The 17,419-nt window shown below is 62.0% G+C and carries 12 protein-coding genes; 4 read left to right on the top strand and 8 right to left on the bottom strand.

Going from position 1 to position 17,419, the window contains the following annotated elements:
* Positions 1-198: 198 nt before the first annotated feature.
* From rpoZ to moaC, 4 genes are read left to right on the top strand one after another with little or no spacing between them, the layout of a single operon-like run.
* A complete protein-coding gene (gene rpoZ, locus NY78_RS17360; RefSeq protein WP_043638743.1) occupies positions 199-423 on the top strand; it encodes a DNA-directed RNA polymerase subunit omega in 225 nt (74 codons plus the stop codon).
* An 8-nt stretch (positions 424-431) separates the two neighbouring features.
* Positions 432-1,541, top strand: coding sequence for a molecular chaperone DnaJ (dnaJ, locus tag NY78_RS17355; RefSeq protein ID WP_043638741.1), 1,110 nt, complete (start codon positions 432-434; stop codon positions 1,539-1,541).
* 1 nt (position 1,542) lies between these two features.
* Complete coding sequence (locus tag NY78_RS17350) at positions 1,543-1,956, top strand: tetratricopeptide repeat protein (RefSeq protein ID WP_043638738.1); 414 nt, start codon at positions 1,543-1,545, stop codon at positions 1,954-1,956.
* 6 nt (positions 1,957-1,962) lie between these two features.
* Complete coding sequence (moaC, locus tag NY78_RS17345) at positions 1,963-2,475, top strand: cyclic pyranopterin monophosphate synthase MoaC (protein ID WP_043638735.1); 513 nt, start codon at positions 1,963-1,965, stop codon at positions 2,473-2,475.
* 231 nt (positions 2,476-2,706) lie between these two features.
* Here moaC and ldhH read toward each other — a convergent pair whose 3' ends face one another.
* The 8 genes from ldhH to nifJ all read right to left on the bottom strand — a co-directional run bounded on the left by ldhH (position 2,707) and on the right by nifJ (position 16,939).
* Complete coding sequence (gene ldhH / locus NY78_RS17340; RefSeq protein WP_043638732.1) at positions 2,707-4,866, bottom strand: L-lactate dehydrogenase (quinone) large subunit LdhH; 2,160 nt, start codon at positions 4,864-4,866, stop codon at positions 2,707-2,709.
* A complete protein-coding gene (locus NY78_RS17335; protein ID WP_043638729.1) occupies positions 4,867-5,490 on the bottom strand; it encodes a LutC/YkgG family protein in 624 nt (207 codons plus the stop codon).
* A 90-nt stretch (positions 5,491-5,580) separates the two neighbouring features.
* On the bottom strand, positions 5,581-7,215 hold the full coding sequence (locus NY78_RS17330; protein WP_043638725.1) for an L-lactate permease: 1,635 nt from the start codon (positions 7,213-7,215) through the stop codon (positions 5,581-5,583).
* Between the two features lie 144 nt (positions 7,216-7,359).
* Entirely contained in the window at positions 7,360-8,424 is a 1,065-nt protein-coding gene (locus tag NY78_RS17325) for a phosphotransacetylase family protein (RefSeq protein WP_043638722.1), read from the bottom strand.
* Positions 8,425-8,448: 24 nt separating this feature from the next.
* Positions 8,449-10,554: an acetate--CoA ligase family protein gene (locus NY78_RS17320; RefSeq protein WP_043638718.1), complete on the bottom strand. Its 2,106-nt coding sequence runs from the start codon at positions 10,552-10,554 to the stop codon at positions 8,449-8,451.
* A gap of 36 nt (positions 10,555-10,590) precedes the next feature.
* Complete coding sequence (locus tag NY78_RS17315) at positions 10,591-11,895, bottom strand: (Fe-S)-binding protein (protein WP_043638715.1); 1,305 nt, start codon at positions 11,893-11,895, stop codon at positions 10,591-10,593.
* A gap of 1 nt (position 11,896) precedes the next feature.
* Positions 11,897-13,276 (bottom strand): FAD-binding oxidoreductase, encoded by a 1,380-nt coding sequence (locus NY78_RS17310; protein ID WP_043638711.1) that lies wholly within the window; start codon positions 13,274-13,276, stop codon positions 11,897-11,899.
* A gap of 21 nt (positions 13,277-13,297) precedes the next feature.
* A complete protein-coding gene (nifJ, locus tag NY78_RS17305) occupies positions 13,298-16,939 on the bottom strand; it encodes a pyruvate:ferredoxin (flavodoxin) oxidoreductase (RefSeq protein WP_043638709.1) in 3,642 nt (1,213 codons plus the stop codon).
* Positions 16,940-17,419: the final 480 nt, after the last annotated feature.

The raw sequence follows: 17,419 nt of genomic DNA, 5'->3' as shown, positions 1-17,419 counted from the left end.
CGGTTTGGTCTCTTGACGATTCGCGTCAAACGGGATAGAGACGTCGGTTTCGCGTTGGAATTCAATCGTCCGACCAGCTGGGCCAATCCGGCCGATCAGGGGAAAGCCCCTTGACGCGGCGAAATAACGTCTTACCAGGGTAGCGCACACGCGCACCGGGAACTCGTCCTACCGCATCCAACGTGCAAGGAGAATCGCATGGCGCGTATCACCGTTGAAGATTGCCTGGAAAAAATCAACAACCGCTTCCTCATCGTGCAGATGGCCATCAAGCGGGTGCACCAGTACCGTGAAGGCTATGAGCCTTTGGTTGAGTGCAAAAACAAGGAAGTCGTCACCGCCCTGCGGGAGATTGCTGCCGGCGAAGTGTTGCCGGCCGAGTCCATTGTGGAAGCGGGCGTCGTGCTTCCTGAAAACAACTAGAAGAAACAATGCCCCGGGATTATTACGAAATTCTCGGCGTTGAACGCGACGCCGACGATGAAACGATCAAGAAGGCCTACCGCCAGCAGGCCTTCAAGTTCCACCCCGACCGCAACCAGGACGATCCCGAGGCCGAGTCCAAGTTCAAGGAAGCGGCCGAGGCCTACGAGGTGTTGCGCAACCCTGAAAACAGGGCCCGCTATGACCGTTTCGGCCATGAAGGCATGGGCGGCAATGGTTTTGGCGGCTTTGGCAGCACCGACGACGTCTTCAGTGCCTTCTCCGATATTTTCGGGGAGTTTTTCGGCTTCAGCGGGCGCTCCTCGCGCGGCCCCCGCCCCCAGGCCGGAAACGATCTGCGCTACGATCTGACCGCCCCCTTCCGCGATGCGGCCAAGGGCACCGAGGTCACGCTAAAAATACCCAAGAATGTCCAGTGCCACGTCTGTAACGGTTCCGGAGCCGAGCCCGGCACCTCGGCCGAGACCTGCCAGCAGTGCGGCGGGGCCGGCCAGGTTATCCAGAGCCAGGGCTTTTTCCGCATCGCGGTCACCTGCCCGGTGTGCCGTGGCGAAGGCCGCGTAATAGCCTCGCCCTGCAAGGAGTGTCGCGGTCGGGGCATCACCCGCCAGACCCGGGAACTCAAGGTCCGCGTGCCGGCCGGCGTGGACGACGGCAGCCGTTTGCGCCTGCGTGGCGAGGGTGACCCGGGACTGCACGGCGGTCCTCCGGGCGACCTCTACGTCATCCTCCATGTGGAGGAAGACAAGGTTTTCGAACGTCAGGGCCAGGACCTCATCTACCGTCAGGACATCACCTTTGTGCAGGCCGCGCTTGGCCATAAAATCGAGGTGCCGACCCTGGAGGGCGAGGAGTCCATGGAAATCCCCAAGGGTACCCAGAGTGGGGAAGTCTTCTCCCTGCGGGGCCTGGGGTTGCCCATCCCGGGATCCAGCCGTCGGGGTGATCTGCTCATCCATGTCACGGTGGCGACCCCGCGCGGGCTGACCAAGAAACAGGAAGAACTTTTGCGCGAGTTCGAATCGCTTGATGCGCAAAAGCCCATGAAAAAAGTGAAAAATTTCTTTCGCAAGGCCAAAGAGGCCATGGGGAACTGACATGGATGGTCGCATCCGTACAACGCTGCTGCTCCTGATCCTTCTTCTGGCTTTTCCGGCCATGGCCCAGGCCAATCCGACCGACGACTATGTGCAAGGCATGGCCGCCGCCTCCAAGGGCGACATGAATACGGCCATTGCGGCTTTCGGCCGCATCATTGCCAACCCGGCCGTGGATGCCAAGAACCTGGCCAGCGCCTATAACCTGCGCGGCATGTGCCATGAGGCCAAAGAAGATCTGCAACTTGCCCTGGCCGACTATACCAAGGCCATCGAGACCGACGCCAAGCTGGCCGAGGCTCTCGGCAACCGGGCCATGCTGTATATGAAGCTCGGCGACGAGGCCAAGGCCCGGGAAGACGCCACTGCCGCCCGGCGTATCGACCGCAAGGTCAAAGTTCCGGATTTCAAGTAGGCTGTCATGAGCGAAGGGTTTACCCACATTGACGCCGAAGGCCGCACCCGCATGGTGGATGTGGGCGGCAAGTCCAAGACGCGCCGCCTGGCCATTGCCGGGTGTGAGGTGCGTCTTTCCGCCCAAACCATGAAGCTGTTGGCCACCGCCGCCCTGCCCAAGGGCGATGCCCTGGCCACGGCCAAAATTGCCGGCATCATGGCGGCCAAGCGTACCTCCGATCTGATCCCGTTGTGCCATCCGCTGCCTCTGGCCTTTGCCGATGTGCGGTTCGACGTGGATCAGGCCTCGGCCATCGTCCGGGTGGAAGCCGAGGCCTCGACCACGGCCGAGACGGGGGTGGAGATGGAAGCCCTGGCGGCCGCGTCGGTTGCGGCGCTGACCATCTACGACATGTGCAAGGCCGTGCAAAAAGACATCGTCATCAGCGAGATCCGGCTGCTCTACAAGGCCGGCGGCAAGTCCGGCACGTTTGTGTCGCCGCACTGGCCGGCCGGCCGTCCCTTTCCCGACGCTTGATTCTGGCTTATTATTTCGACCTCAGAAACGCCCGGGAGACGCATGTCCCCGGGCGTTTTACGTTCTCGCTTTTAGTCAGACGCGCATTAATCAGGAGACGCTCCTGGTACATCAGCCTTGGATGTTGCCCCCTCACGCCGGGCGCGACGGTGCGAGTGTTTTGGATGCGCCCTACAAAAAAGGCCGCGACACAGGTCGCGGCCTTGGGCGATGCAGGGGGGAGGCCTGGGCCTATTTGCGCTTGAGCCGCTCGGCCAGATACTCGGCCACGTGGCGCACCTCAAAGGGGGTCTTGTCGCGTTCGAAGCCGCCGCGGATCTGCATGATGCAGCCCGGGCAATCGGTGGCCATGGCGGTTGCGCCGGTGGCCTTGAGGTTGTTGATCTTCTTGGTGAGCAGCTCCTTGGACAGTTCCGGGAACTTGACCGAGAAGGTGCCGCCAAAGCCGCAACACACGTCTTCTTCCTCGGCCGGCACATATTCCAGTCCGGCCACACCCAAAAGCGCCCTGGGGGCTTCGGTCACGCCCAGGCCCCGGCACAGGTGGCAGGGGGCATGGTAGGTGACTTTCTTGTCCGGACCGGCAAAGGCCTCGTCGGTGATGCCAAGCACGTCGCGCACAAACGAACTGAAGTCGATGACCCGGTGGGCAAACTGGGCGGCCTTGTAGGCCATGGCCGGATCATCGGCAAAAAGCCGCTTGTAGCCGTGTTTGAGGTAGGAGGCGCACGAGGCGCACAGGGTCACGATGTAGTCGAAATCCTGGGCGTCGATGGCGTTCATGTTGTGGGCGGCCAGTTCCCGACCGGCCTTTTTCTCGCCCATCATCATAAGCGGCAGGCCGCAGCAGGACTGGCCCATGGGATACTCCATGGCCACGCCCTCTTTGGTGGCGATGACCGCCACCGCGGCCTCCATCTGCTCGGGATAGACGAAGTCCTGCACGCAGCCGGAGAAAAGCGCCACCTTGAGCTTGGCGTTGGTCACATGCGGCTTGATCTTTTCCCACCGGTCCCGGAAAGCCTCGTCGGCCACGGCCGGGAGCGCCCGGAAATCCTGATCCTTAAACAGGAACATCGGCAGATGGCGGAGATACGGGGTGCCGCCGGTCACCGGCTTTTGCAGCAGGCGGGCGGATTTGAGCATGGTGTGGAAGAGCGAACGGTTCTTGAGCACCTGTCCGGCCACCGAGGAATAGAGCGGATGGCCTTCCTCGTCCTGGATGCGGGCATGGACTTCCTTGATCAGCGTCGGCAAATCGATGCCGGCAGCGCACACGGCCTTGCAGGCCCCGCAGTTGAGGCAGTTCTGCACCAGATTCTTGGCCGCCTCCCGACCGTGGAAGAAGTAGGTGGCCACCAGCCCGATGGCCCCGATGTAGATGTGGCCGTACTTGTGCCCGCCGACCAGCCGGTAAACGGGACAGACGTTGGCGCAGGCTCCGCAGCGGATGCAGCGCAGCACCTGCTTGAATTCCGGATCCTTGGCCATGGCCATGCGGCCGTTGTCCAAAAAGACCACATGCTTGACCTTCTTGCCTTCCGGGCCGACCTCGCAGGGCACGGCTCCGGTTATCCAGGTGACATACGAGGTGATGGCCTGGCCGGTGGCGTTTTTGGGCAGGCAGCGGATGATGCGCAGGGCGTCGTGGAGCGAAGGCATGAGCTTGTCGATGCCGGCCAGGGCCACATGGACCCGGGGCAGGGTGGTGGTCAGCCGGCCGTTGCCTTCGTTGGTAATGAGCCCAATGGTGCCGGTGGCGGCGATGGCGAAGTTGGCGCCGGAGATGCCCATGTCGGCCTGGCAGAATTTGGGACGCAATTCACGTCTTGCCACCTTGACCAGCTTTTGGATGTCCACGTCCTGCTTTTTGTTGGTGACCTCGGTAAAGAGGTCGGCCACCTGATAGCGGGACAGGTGGATGGCCGGCATGACCATGTGGGTCGGGCCTTCGTGGCGCAGCTGAATGATCCACTCGCCAAGGTCGGTTTCCGTGACTTCCAGGCCCTCGGCTTCGAGGTGATCGTTTAAGTGCGTCTCCTCGGCGGTCATGGACTTGGACTTGACGATGGTCTTGACGTTATTTTCCTTGGCGATCCGGGCGATGATCTCATTGGCCTCATGGGCGGTGGCGGCCAGATGGACCGTGGTGCCGGCGGCTTCGGCGTGGCGTTTGAACTCCTGGAAAAGCTCTTCCAGGTGATCGATGGCCACGTCCTTGGCGGCGGCGATTTCGGCGATCAGTTCCGGGGCGTCGATGCCGGCAAAGGCGTTGGCCCGGGAGGTGCGGTAGGCCACGGCAAATTTGTCGAGCGCCTGACGCTGAAAATCATTGTCCAGAGCTTCGCGCAGTTGGCGACGATACTCTTTGAGGGTGGTGGCGTCTTGCATCTACTTGTCCTCCAGGATGAGGATGTGCAGTTCCAGCGGGCCATGCACGCCAAGGGCCAATACCCGCTCGATGTCGGCGGTGCGGCTGGGGCCGGTGACAAAGGCCGTGTAATCGGGCTGGGCCATCCATTCGACGAGTGTTGGTTCCAGGGCGTAGGAATCGGCCACAATGGACGAGGCCGGCAGTACGGCGATGTGGATTTCAGCCACCATGCTGGCCAGACGCACTTCCTCGCTCATCGAGCGCACAACGACCGTACCGGTGTCGGCAATGCCGGCTACGGCCATGGTCAGGCCGATGTCGATGCCGCCCAGGCGCGAGCGCATTCCCGAGGTGATAAGGCGGATGCCCTTCTCGGCACACAGGCCGCTGAGCGTCTCCATGGCCTCGGCCGGCATTTGCGGTGCACAAATGATCTTTTCCTGTTTGGTCTCGCACAGAGCTTCGGCCGTGTCGGACAGGGGGGCGTCGCAGCCCGAAGCCAGGATCTGGCAGGCCTCCTTGCCCACGCACACATCGGTCACATAGGCCATGGCTTCGTCCATGGACGCGACGGGCCGCACCACGGCCGAGACCAGGGAGGCCTTTTGCGTCAGCAGTTCGACCAGATTGGGGGTCGTCATGGGAACCTCTCTTTCGTCGGATGGCGTAAAAAGCACGGCCGGCAACGCAGGATGCGCAGCCGGCCGTACGGGTCTATGCGCGGTTACTGGTTAGGGCAGCATCCACTTCAGGGCATAGGCCTGGAGCAGCGTCAGCACGGCGACGAAGCCCAGCATGGCCAGGGAGTGGGGCAGGGTGAAGCGGAAGATATCGCCTTCCTTGCCGACCATGTTCGAGGCCGCAGTGGCCACGGAGATGGACTGGGGCGAGATCATCTTGCCGGTAACGCCGCCCGAGGAGTTGGCGGCCACGGTCAGGTGCGGATCGACGCCGATCTGCTGGGCGGTGGTCTTTTGCAGCGAACCAAACAGGGCGTTGGACGAGGTGTCGGAACCGGTCAGGAACACGCCCAGCCAGCCGAGGATCGGCGAGAAGAACGGGAACAGCGCGCCGGAGGCGGCAAAGGCCAGACCCATGGACGAGCTCATGCCCGAGTAGTTCATGATGTAGGCCAGGCCCAGGATCATGGCGATGGTGGCGATGGGCCAGCGCAGCTGCTTGATGGTGCGAATCAGGCAGACAAAGCCCTTGCCGAAGCCATACCCAGGCATGAAGAGGATGGAGATCAAGCCGGCAAACAGGATGGCCGTACCCGGGGTGGACAGCAGGTTGAGATTGAAAACGGCCGGATACGGGGTATCCTTGGCCACGATGGGGGCGGCCTTCATGACCAGATTATGCAGGCCCGGCCACTCGAACTTCATGAAGAAGATCTTGTCCAGGATGGCCTTGAAGGAATCAATGCCCCAGAAAAAGACCATGACGGCCAGGATGATGTAGGGAAGCCAAGCGCGGAAGATCTCGCCGCCGGAGAATTCCGAGGCCACGACGCGGCTGGCCGCCGGCGGTTCATCCGGGAAGTGCCAGGTCTGCTTGGGCTTCCAGACCTTGAGGAACAGGCCAAGGCCGATGATGGTGACGATGGCCGAGATGATGTCGGGCAGGTAGGGGCCGACGAAGTTGGAAACCAGGAACTGGGAACCGGCAAAGCACACGCCGGCGATGATGACGGCCGGCAGGATTTCCATGGTGCGCTTGAAACCGCACATGGTGACCGAGATCCAAAGGGGCACGATGATGGACAGAAAGGGCAGCTGACGGCCGCAGATGGCGCTGATTTTCATCATGTCGAGGTCGGTGACCTTGGCCGCGACCACGATGGGGATGCCGATGGCGCCAAAGGCAACCGGCGCGGTGTTGGCGATCAGGCAGATGCCGGCGGCGTAGAGCGGGTTGAAGCCAAGGCCCACCAGCATGGCGGCGGTGATGGCCACGGGCGTGCCGAAGCCGGCCGTCCCTTCAATGAAGGAGCCGAAGGCGAAAGCGATGAAAATGGCCTGGAGCCGACGGTCGTCGGTGATCTGGGCCAGGGAGTTTTTGATGATGTTGAATTCGCCGGACTCGACCGTCATGTTGTAGACCCAGATGGCGGTGATGACGATCCAGACAATGGGGAAGATGCCAAAGGCTGCGCCGTAGAGGGTAGCGCCGATGGCAAGGTTGGCCGGCATGCCCCAGGCGAAGATCGACAACAGCACAGCCACGGCCGTGGCCGCGAAGGCGGCTTTGTGACCGGCCATGCGTTTGACGGCCAGCATGAAGAACAGGATGTACAGAGGGATGCCCGCGACCAAGGCGGACATGGCCACGCTCCCCAGCGGTTGGTACTGTTGGACCCACGACATTGTCTCACGCTCCTTTTGGTTGGAAATTAGACCAGCCGCTCCTGTTCCCGTCGCCGCGAGGGATCGAGGTGCGAGCCAAACCGCTTTATCGGACAGGGCCTCCCGGAGCGGGACCGTGAGCGCGCTCCGGGAAGGCCGTGTCGGCTACAGGCCGAGGTTCTTTTTAAGCAGGGGCATGTTGACCGCCTGCTGCACGATCTTGGTGCCGTGCTCGATGCGGGAGCGGTCGCGCAACTTCTCCCGGGTCAGCATGAGTTCCATTTTTTTGGCCACGGAGAAGGTGTCGTCGCGCACCACGATGACGGGCACGCCCTTGTCTTCGGCTTTGGCCAGGATCATGTCGTTGGGATAGAGATTGCCGGTCAGGATCAAGGCCGAGCAGTTGCCTTCCAGGGCCACGAGCTGCAGATCGGACCGGTCGCCGCCGCACAGGATGGCCACGTCTTTCTGGCGCTTGAAGAAGGTCACGAAGTTTTCGATCTGCATGGTGCCAATCAGGAAATTGACCACCAGCTTGTCGTTTTTGGGGGCTCCGGTCACGAGGCGGCCGCCGAGGCCGGCAGCCAGATCAGAGGCGCGCACGGCGAACATGATGGGATCGTGGGGGACGATGCCAAGGACATCCACGCCCCGGCGTTTGAGGAACGGGGTGATGAGCGTTTCGGCTTCCTCGCGGAAGTGCTCGGGCACGTCGTTTAAGATGACGCCGACCAGATCGTCGCCCAGGGCTTCCTTGGCGGCGGCCAGATAGTCATAGTTGTATTCCTGGAGATACCGGTCGACCAGGACGACCTTGGCGCCCATGGCCTGGCTCACGGACACGCCGTCCACCCCGCAGTATTTGCCGGAGTAGAGGAAGCTGCCCGAGCCCCCGACCAGCATCATATCCTTGTCAGCCGAGAGTTTTTTATAGCTGTCGACGATCCCCGGCAGCAGGTTGGCGCAATCTTCAAGGAAGGCCCGCATCCGGAAATCGCGGGTAATGACCACGGGCGTCACCAGGGACGGGTCTTCGGACAGACCCAGGGCCTGCTGCATGAAGTAAGCGTCCTCGTCGCCAATCTGGTTGCCGATCTTGTGGGGCACGGCGCCGATGGGCTTCATGTAGCCGATACGCTGCCCTTCGCGCTGGAAATGCTGTCCCAGGGCCAGGGTAACGAGGTTTTTTCCTGAATATCCCTGGGTGGACCCAATGTAGAGACCGATCATAGGATTGTTCCTCCTGGGTTCGTTTTAGGCGGAAAGGGTGATGCGCACGTCGGCCACGACGGCCTTCTCGGCATTGACCAACACCGGGTTGAACTCGGCCTCGAGGATTTCCGGGAAATCCAAGGCCAGTTCGGACATGGTGAGCAGGATGTCCTCAATGGCCTGGAAGTTGACCGGCTGCTCGCCGCGCACACCCTTGAGCAACATGTAGGACTTGATTTCGCGGATGATGCCCTTGGCGTCGTCGCGGCCAAGAGGAGCCAGCCGGAAGGCAATGTCCTTGAGCACTTCCACGTAGATGCCGCCCAGGCCGAACATCAGAAGCGGCCCGAACTGATCATCGCGCTTGAAGCCGATGATGATTTCCTTGCAGCCCTTGGGAGCCATCTCCTGGACCAGACAGCCGGCGATATAGGCCTCGGGGCGCATCCGCTGGGCCCGGGCCGTGATGTCGAAGAAGGCGTTTTTGACGGCTTCGGCATCGGCCAGGTTCACTTTGACGCCGCCCACATCGGATTTGTGCGAGATTTGCGGCGAGGCGATCTTCAAGACCACAGGATAGCCAATCTTCTCGGCAGCGGCCACGGCCTCGTCGGACGACCGGGCCAGGGCGGTATTGGGTGTGGGCAGGTTGTAGGCCCGGAGCACTTCCTGGGCCTGGAATTCCACCACTTCGGTAGCGCCTTTGGACCGGGCCTCATTGATGACGAGGCGGGCCTTTTGGCGGTTGCGTTTGATGGTCGGGAATTCCTGGGCCGGGGTCTGCCGCCACAGGAAGTAGTTGTACATGGTCTCGATGCTGGCAATGAGCGGCTCCGGGTAGATGGAGCAGGGAATGCCGGAATCGGTAAGCAGCTTCTGGCCGGGACGGGTGCGCATGCCGCCCATGTAGTTCACGAAGATGGGCTTTTTGGTGGTCTTGGCCACGTCGATGATGGCCTGGGCCGTTTCCATGATCTCGGCTGAGGCCGTGGGGGTCAAAAGCACCAGAATGGAATGGACCTGCGGGTCCTCGACCACCACTTCCAGGGTTTTGCGATAGCGTTCGGCCGGGGCGTCGCCGATGAGATCGACGGGGTTATACAGCGACGCATAGGGCGGCAGGAATTCCTTCATGCGGTCGATGGTGCTGTTGGACAGCCGGGCCATGTTGAGGCTGGACTTTTCCGTGGCGTCGGCGGCCAGGATGCCGGGACCGCCGGAGTTGGTCACGATGCACAGGCCCGGGCCTTCGGGCAGGGGCTGGGTGGAAAAGGCCTGGGCCAGATCGAATAGGGTGGCCATGTCGTTGGCCCGGATGACGCCGGTCTTGCGGAAGGCGGCGGTGTAGGCCTGATCCGAACCGGCAATGGCCCCGGTGTGGGAGGAGGCGGCCTTGGCCCCGGCCGTGGTGGTGCCGGACTTGATCATGATGACCGGCTTTTCCCGGGTCACCTTGGCGGCCTGTTCGATGAAGTCCGCGCCGTGCTCGACGTTTTCAATGTAGCCGAGGATAACCGACGTATTGGGGTCGGTGCGCAGATACTCAAGCATGTTGGCTTCGTTGATGACAGCTTTGTTGCCAAGCGAAACGAACTTGGAGAAACCAATGTTTTCGCCCAAGGCCCAGTCGAGGATGGCCGTGCAAAGCGCCCCGGACTGGGAGAAAAAGGCGATGGAGCCTTCAGCCGGATAACCGGCGGCAAAGGAGGCGTTGTTATGGTCCTGGGTGCTGATAAGCCCCAGACAGTTGGGACCGACCATGGCGATTTCATGCTCGGTGCAAAGCTCGATCAAGCGTTGCTCCAGGGCATAGCCTTCCTTGCCCACTTCCTTGAAACCCGCCGTGATAATGATGACGGCCCGGACCTTGCGTTCGATCAGGGCGTCCATGGCCGGCAGCACGGCGGCCACGGGCACGACGATGACGGCCAGGTCAAGGCCTTCCGGCAGGTCCTTGATGTTCTTCGTCACCGGCAGGCCGAGGATCTCGTCCGCCTTGGGGTTTACAGGAATGAGCGTACCCGGGTACCCGGCCTCCTGCATGTTGGCCACGACCGTATAGCCGACTTTGCCCGGGGCTGCGGAAGCCCCGATAACGGCTACGGTTTTAGGCGCAAACAGTGCGTGAATGTTGTCTTTCAAACTCATTCGGCTACCTCGCTCGCCAGTTGATTGTGGGCCGGATCAGCGACCGGCCAGGGTCTCCGCGTAAATCTCTACTGGATGCTTGATCGCCAACATATCGCCGGCCTGGGACAGCATGTCGCCTATCTGGAGCATGCAGGCCGGACAACTGGTGGCTGCGACTGTTGCGCCGGTGGCCACGATGTTGTCCCGCTTATGTTTGCCGATGCGCTTGGACAGGTCGTAATGCTGCAGGGTGAAGCTCCCGCCGGAGCCACAGCAGGAATCCGCGCCATCCATTTCAACCAGTTTGTAACGCGGGTTGGCGGCAATAAGCGCCCTGGGTTCGGCGGAAATCCCCAGGGATTTTTTCAGGTGGCAGGGGTCATGGTAGGTGACGGCGACCGGCTCCCCGGCAACCGGAAGGTCAGCCGGAACCACGCCCACATCCTGGATCAGGAAGGCGCTTATGTCTTTGACCTTGGCGGCCATTTCCCGAATCTTGAACTTGGTGGTTTCGGGCAGGCCTTCGGCCATCAGCGGCCAAAGCTTCTTGATGGTGGAGGTGCAGGTGGCGCAGGGCGTCACCAGCACGTCGAAGTCGGCGTCGCCAAAGAGCGTCATATTGTGGGCCACTAGGGCCTCGAAGGTCTCCCGGTCGCCGGAAGACAGGGCCGGAATGCCGCAGCAGGCCTGGGCATGAGGCATGAAGACGCCCACGCCGTGGTGGTCGCAGACTTTTAAGACAGCCTCGCCGATGCGCGGGAACATCTTGTCTACCACGCAGCCGTAGAAAAACGCCGCCTTGAGGCCGGAAAACCTGCGCGGGGCGTCGCGTTCGGCCGCTGCTTCGTGCAAAGCCGTGCCGGCCAGGGGAGCGAAATGCCGCCCGCCGATCAGGTCGGAAAAGACCCGGGCGCAGGACGAGCCGAGCATGTCGTTGACCGGCTTGGTGAAAAGCCCCTGGAACTTTGAGGCAATGCCGAGCACCGAGTCGAAGAACCGGGGATTTTTAAGAAGCCCCCGGAAGATGGCCCGCTTGACCGGCGGCAGGCCGTAGTAGCCGGTGAGGAAAGCCCGGGCCTTGAGGAAAATGTCCAGCGCCTTGACGCCGCTGGGACAGTTGGCCTGGCATGAGCCGCAAAGGAGGCAGGCGTCCAGGCGATCCTTGACGCCGGCCGGGTCTTTGATGACTTCATCGGCCAGACATTCGAGCAGGGCGATCTTGCCCCGGGCCACATGCCCTTCAAGCCCGGTCTCGGTGTAGATGGGACACACGGCCTGGCACATGCCGCAGCGCATGCAGGCCACGAGCTGGTCGTCGATCTGCTTCAAGAGGCCGACGAGCTGACGCATCTCGCTCATGTCATTCCCCCGTGATCTTGCCGGGATTGAGGATACCCTTGGGATCGAGGGCGGCCTTTAAGCGCTTGGCGTACTGGATGGACCCCAGGCCCACTTCCTTGACCATGTACTTGGACTTGGCCGTGCCGATGCCGTGCTCGCCGGAAAGCGTGCCGCCAAGGGACAGGGCCACGTCGAAGATTTCGTCAATGGCCGCTTCCACCCGGGCGTATTCGACATGGTCGCGCTTGTCGGTGAGGATGGTGGGGTGCAGATTGCCGTCGCCGGCATGGCCGAAGGTGCCGATGGTCAGTTTGTACTTGGCCGCAATGGCTTCAAGGGCCCCGATCATGGCCGGGATCTTGGAGCGCGGCACAGTAGCGTCTTCAAGCACCGTGGTCGGGCGCACCCGGGCCAGGGCCGACAGGGCTGCCCGGCGGGCTTCCCAGACCTTGTTGCGCTCGGCCGCGTCCTTGGCCACTTGAATACGGGTCGCGCCGATGCGTTTGCAGATGGCCTCGACCTCGGCCGCCTCGTCCTCGACCTGGGCCGGGTGGCCGTCCACTTCGATGAGCAAAAGCGCCTTGGCGTCGGTGGGGAGCCCGGCGTGGGCGAAGTCCTCGACGGTGCGGATGGTGAAGTCGTCCATGTATTCAAGCGTAGCCGGCACAATCTTGGCAGCGATGATGGCGGCGACGGTCTCGGAGGCTTTGCCCAGATCGTCGAAGATGGCCATCATGGCCTTGCTGGCCTTGGGCGGCGGCACGAGCTTCAAAATGATCTCGTTAAAAACGCCCAAGGTGCCTTCGGAGCCGACCATGAGGCCGTGCAGGTTCATGCCGGTGACGCATTTGACGGTGCGCGAACCGGTTTTGACCAGTTCGCCGTCCACGTCATAAAAGCTCATGCCCATAACATAGTCTTTGGTCACGCCGTATTTGAGGCCGCGAAGGCCGCCGGCGTTTTCCGCCACGTTGCCGCCAAGGGTGGACACGGCCTGGCTGCCGGGGTCAGGCGGGTAGAACAGACCCCGCTTGGCCACCTCGGTGGCGAACTTGGCCGTCACCACGCCGGTCTGGACCACGGCGTACATGTCGGCTTCGTTGATCTCGATGATCTTGTTGAGGGCGCCGGTCAGGGCCACCACGCCTCCCACGGAGGGGATGGTGCCGCCGCTTAAATTCGTGCCCGAGCCGCGCACGGTCAGCGGCAACCCGAGCTCATTGCAGGTTTTCACCACCCGTCCCAGAGCCTCGGGCGTCTCCGGTCGCACAGCCAGGGCCGGGAGTTTGGGGGGAAGGACCGCCGCATCGTACGAATAGCTGTGGCGGTCCACCTCGCTGGCCAGGACATTGCCTTTGCCGACGATTTCCTCGAACTTCTGGGACAGGTGGTTACTCATCGTTTGTTCTCGCTTGGTGCGTTATTTGCCCGAACGGCCTTCGTCACAGGGGTCGCCGTTATCGGGACGGGCGTGTTCGGCAGTGGCCGGTGCGGCGCAAAAGGCCGGATCTTCTTCGCCCTTGGCGTCAGCGGCCGGGGCCGCTTCGCCAAAGACCGGCATGGCGGCCAGGTACTGCAACTGCTGGTAGCGTTCCTTGTAGGCCTCTTCCATGGTGGCGCGGTATTTCTTGGAATGCTCGGGGGCAAGCTTTTCCAGAGCGGCGTAGCGGACCTCGCCGGACAGGAAGGCCTGGAAGTCGCCGGCCGGGGCCTTGGAGTCGATGGTCAACGGGTTCTTGCCTTCGGCCTTGGCATCGGGGTTGAAGCGGAACAGCGGCCAGTAGCCGGTCTCGACCGCCAGTTTGGCCTCTTCCATGGATTTGCCCATGCCTTTGCGGATGCCCTGGTTGATGCAGGGGGCGTAGGCGATGACGATGGAGGGTCCCTTGTGGGCTTCGGCTTCCAGGAAGGCCTTGAGCGTCTGGTTCTTGTCCGCGCCCATGGCCACCGAGGCCACGTAGACGTAGCCGTATGTCATGGCCATGCGGGCCAGATCCTTTTTACCCGTGACCTTGCCGGCCGAGGCAAACTTGGCGATGGCCCCGAGCGGCGTGGCCTTGGAGGCCTGACCGCCGGTGTTGGAGTACACCTCGGTGTCCATGACCAGGATATTGATGTCTTCGCCCGAGGCGATGACGTGGTCGAGGCCGCCGTAGCCGATGTCATAAGCCCAGCCGTCGCCGCCGAAGACCCAGACGGATTTCTTGGTGTAGAGATCGGCGTCGGCCAGGATGCCGGCCTGAACCGGATCGGACGCGGCAAGCAGGGACTTTAGCTGATCGCCGTAGAGGCGCGAACCAGCGGCATCGTCCTTGTTTTGCAACCAACCGGCCAGGGCGGCACGCACGTCGTCGGCAACGTCGCCGGCCAGGGCGGCGGTCACCTTGTCGGCCAGCTTGGCCCGACGCTGGGTCAGCGCCATGGAGTAGCCGAAGCCGAACTCGGCGGCGTCCTCGAACAGGGAGTTGTTCCAGGCCGGGCCGTGGCCGTCGGCGTTTAAGGCATAGGGGGCCGTGGGAGCCGAGCCGCCCCAAATGGAGGAGCAACCCGTGGCGTTGGCCACCATCATGCGTTCGCCAAAGAGCTGGGTGATGAGCTTGACGTAGGGGGTTTCGCCGCAACCGGCGCACGCGCCCGAGAACTCAAGCAGCGGCTGGTAGAACTGGCTGCCCTTGAGGTTTTCGCGTTTGACCAGCTTGCCTTTGTTGGCCACGGTCATGGCAAAGGCGTGGTTGGCGATCTGATCGGCCGCCTCGGTCTCTAGAGGCTTCATGACCAGGGCCTTCTGCTTGGCCGGACAGACGTCGGCGCAAGAGCCGCAGCCCATGCAGTCCATGGGGAAGACCTGCATCCGGTAGGCCATGCCTTTGAGTTCCTTGCCAGTGGCCGGCAGGGTGTCAAAAGAGGCCGGAGCCTTGGCCATCTCGGCCTCGTCGGCCAGGAAGGGGCGGATGGTGGCGTGGGGGCACACAAACGAGCACTGGTTGCACTGGATGCAGTTCTCTTTGAGCCAGTGGGGGATGTTTATGGCCACGCCGCGCTTCTCGTACTGGGCGGTAGCCGTCGGGAAGGAGCCGTTTTCGGCAAAGGCCGAGACCGGCACCTCGTCCCCCTTCTGGGCCAGGATGGGGCGGATGACCTTGTTGAAGTACTCCGGCTCGTTGACGGCCGCGGCCGGGGCATCGGCCGCGCTGGCCCAGGCAGCCGGCACGGTGATTTCAACCAGGCCTTCCATGGCCATGTCCACGGCGTCGATGTTCATCTTGACGATTTTCTCGCCCTTGTTGCCGTAGGTCTTTTTGATGGAGTCCTTCAGCAGGCTGATGGCTTCCTCGATGGGCAGCACGCCGGCCAGCTTGAAAAACGCCGTCTGCATGATCATGTTGATGCGTGCGCCAAGGCCGACCTTGGCCCCGATGGCCACGGCATCAATGTTGTAGACCTTGATCTTCTTGTCGGCGATGGTGCGCAGCATATGGCCGGGCAGGTTTTTCTCCAGCTCTTCGGCCGTGTTCCAGGAGGAGTTCAGGACGAAGGTGCCGCCGTCCTTGATGCCTTCCAGGATCTCGTAGGTATTGACATAGCTCGGCTTGTGACAGGCAATGTAGTCGGCCGCGTCAACCAGGTAGGTGGACTGGATGGGCTTCTTGCCGAAACGCAGGTGGGAGACGGTGATGCCGCCGGACTTTTTGGAGTCGTAGGCAAAGTAGCCCTGGGCATAGAGATCGGTGTTGTCGCCGATAATTTTGATGGCGGACTTGTTGGCGCCGACGGTTCCGTCGGAGCCAAAGCCCCAGAACTTGCACTGCACAGTGCCTTCGGGAACCGTGGGCAGCACGCCGGCCGAGGGCAGGGACTGGCCGGAAACGTCGTCGAGGATGCCGACCACGAAGTGACGCTTGGGCGCGGCAGCGGCCATGTTGTCGAAGATGGCCTGGACCATGCCGGGGCGAAATTCCTTGGATCCCAGGCCGTACCGGCCGGTCATGAGCTTGGGAATCGGGCCGCCGCGTTCGACGTAGGCCGAGCAGATGTCTTCGTAGAGCGGATCGCCGAGGCTTCCCGGCTCCTTGCAGCGGTCAAGGACCGTGACCACCTTGGCCGAGGCCGGCAGGACCTTGAAGAGATAGTCCGGGGCAAAGGGCCTAAACAGGCGGACCTTGACCAGACCGACCTTCTCGCCCTTGGCGACGAGGTAGTTGACCACTTCCTCGATGGTTTCACACGAGGAGCCCATGGAGATGATGACGCGTTCGGCGTCGGGCGCGCCCACGTAGTCAAAAAGCTTGTAGGGGCGGCCGGTCACGGCGGCCACCTTGTCCATCATGGCCGACACGATGCCGGGCAGGACCTGATAGTAGGGATTGGAGCGCTCGCGGCCCTGGAAGAAGATGTCCGGGTTCTGGGCGGTGCCGCGCAGATCGGGGTGCTCGGGGTTCATGGAGCGGGCGCGGAAGGCGGCGATCTTCTCGTGGGGGACCAAGGCTTTGATGTCTTCGTAATCGATGACTTCAATCTTCTGGATTTCGTGCGAGGTGCGGAACCCGTCGAAGAAATGCAGGAACGGCACACTCGATTCGATGGCGGCCAGATGGGTGACCAGGGCCAGGTCCATGCACTCCTGCACCGAGGCCGAAGCCAGGAAGGCAAAGCCGGTGGAGCGGGCGCTCATGACGTCGGAATGGTCGCCGAAGATCGACAGGGCATGGGTGGCAATGGCCCGGGCCGTCACATGAAAGACGGCCGGCAGCAGTTCGCCGGCGATCTTGAACATGTTGGGGATCATGAGCAACAGGCCCTGGGAGGCGGTGAACGTGGTGGTCAGCGCGCCGGCGGCCAGGGAGCCGTGGACCGCGCCGGCTGCTCCGGCCTCGGACTGCATTTCACGGATGGTCACAGTCTGGCCGAAGATGTTTTTAAGGCCCTTGGCTGCCCACTCGTCAGCGATTTCGCCCATGGTGGACGAGGGGGTAATGGGATAAATGGCCGCCGTATCGCTTAATGCGTAGGCGATATGCGTGGTGGCGGTGTTGCCGTCCATGCTTTTCATCTTCTTGGCCATGCTGCAATCTCCTTAAAAGTTGTCGTTCGACCGAAGGGGAAAGGCCGGGTCGACACGCTCTCATTGGCAAGCCTTGTGCCAGCAAAGGTTAATACGAATAAATCCGCTGAGTTGGCGAGGCAAGGAAACCGCTCCGGGTTCAGGCAGGAATTGGGCATCCGGTTTTTAGGATGCCCTTTCACAGCTAATAGCCTGAAATCTATGGCTTCGTAAAGCGCTTCCCGGAAGACGGGGCGGTCTGAATTTTCAGACAAGGGTGAGTTGTCCGAAATATCAGACAGGGATTTCTCTCTTGCCGGATTCGGGACCGAACAGGGATTACCTGACTTTTATTGCCACAAGTGACAAGGCTTGGCACGTGAAAATGCTGAGAAACCGGTTTTGTTTAAAAAATCACAAATGCCGGTTTGCCTTGTTGCAATTTTGCCGCATAGTCGTTTCCTCGTCGCCCTCAGTACACAACGAGCGCAATCGAAACTG

Origin of the sequence: Desulfovibrio sp. TomC, assembly GCF_000801335.2 — a bacterium.
Lineage (GTDB): Bacteria > Desulfobacterota > Desulfovibrionia > Desulfovibrionales > Desulfovibrionaceae > Solidesulfovibrio.
The sequence above is the reverse complement of the archived record's forward strand: the minus strand, read 5'-3'. Positions and strand labels throughout refer to the sequence as shown.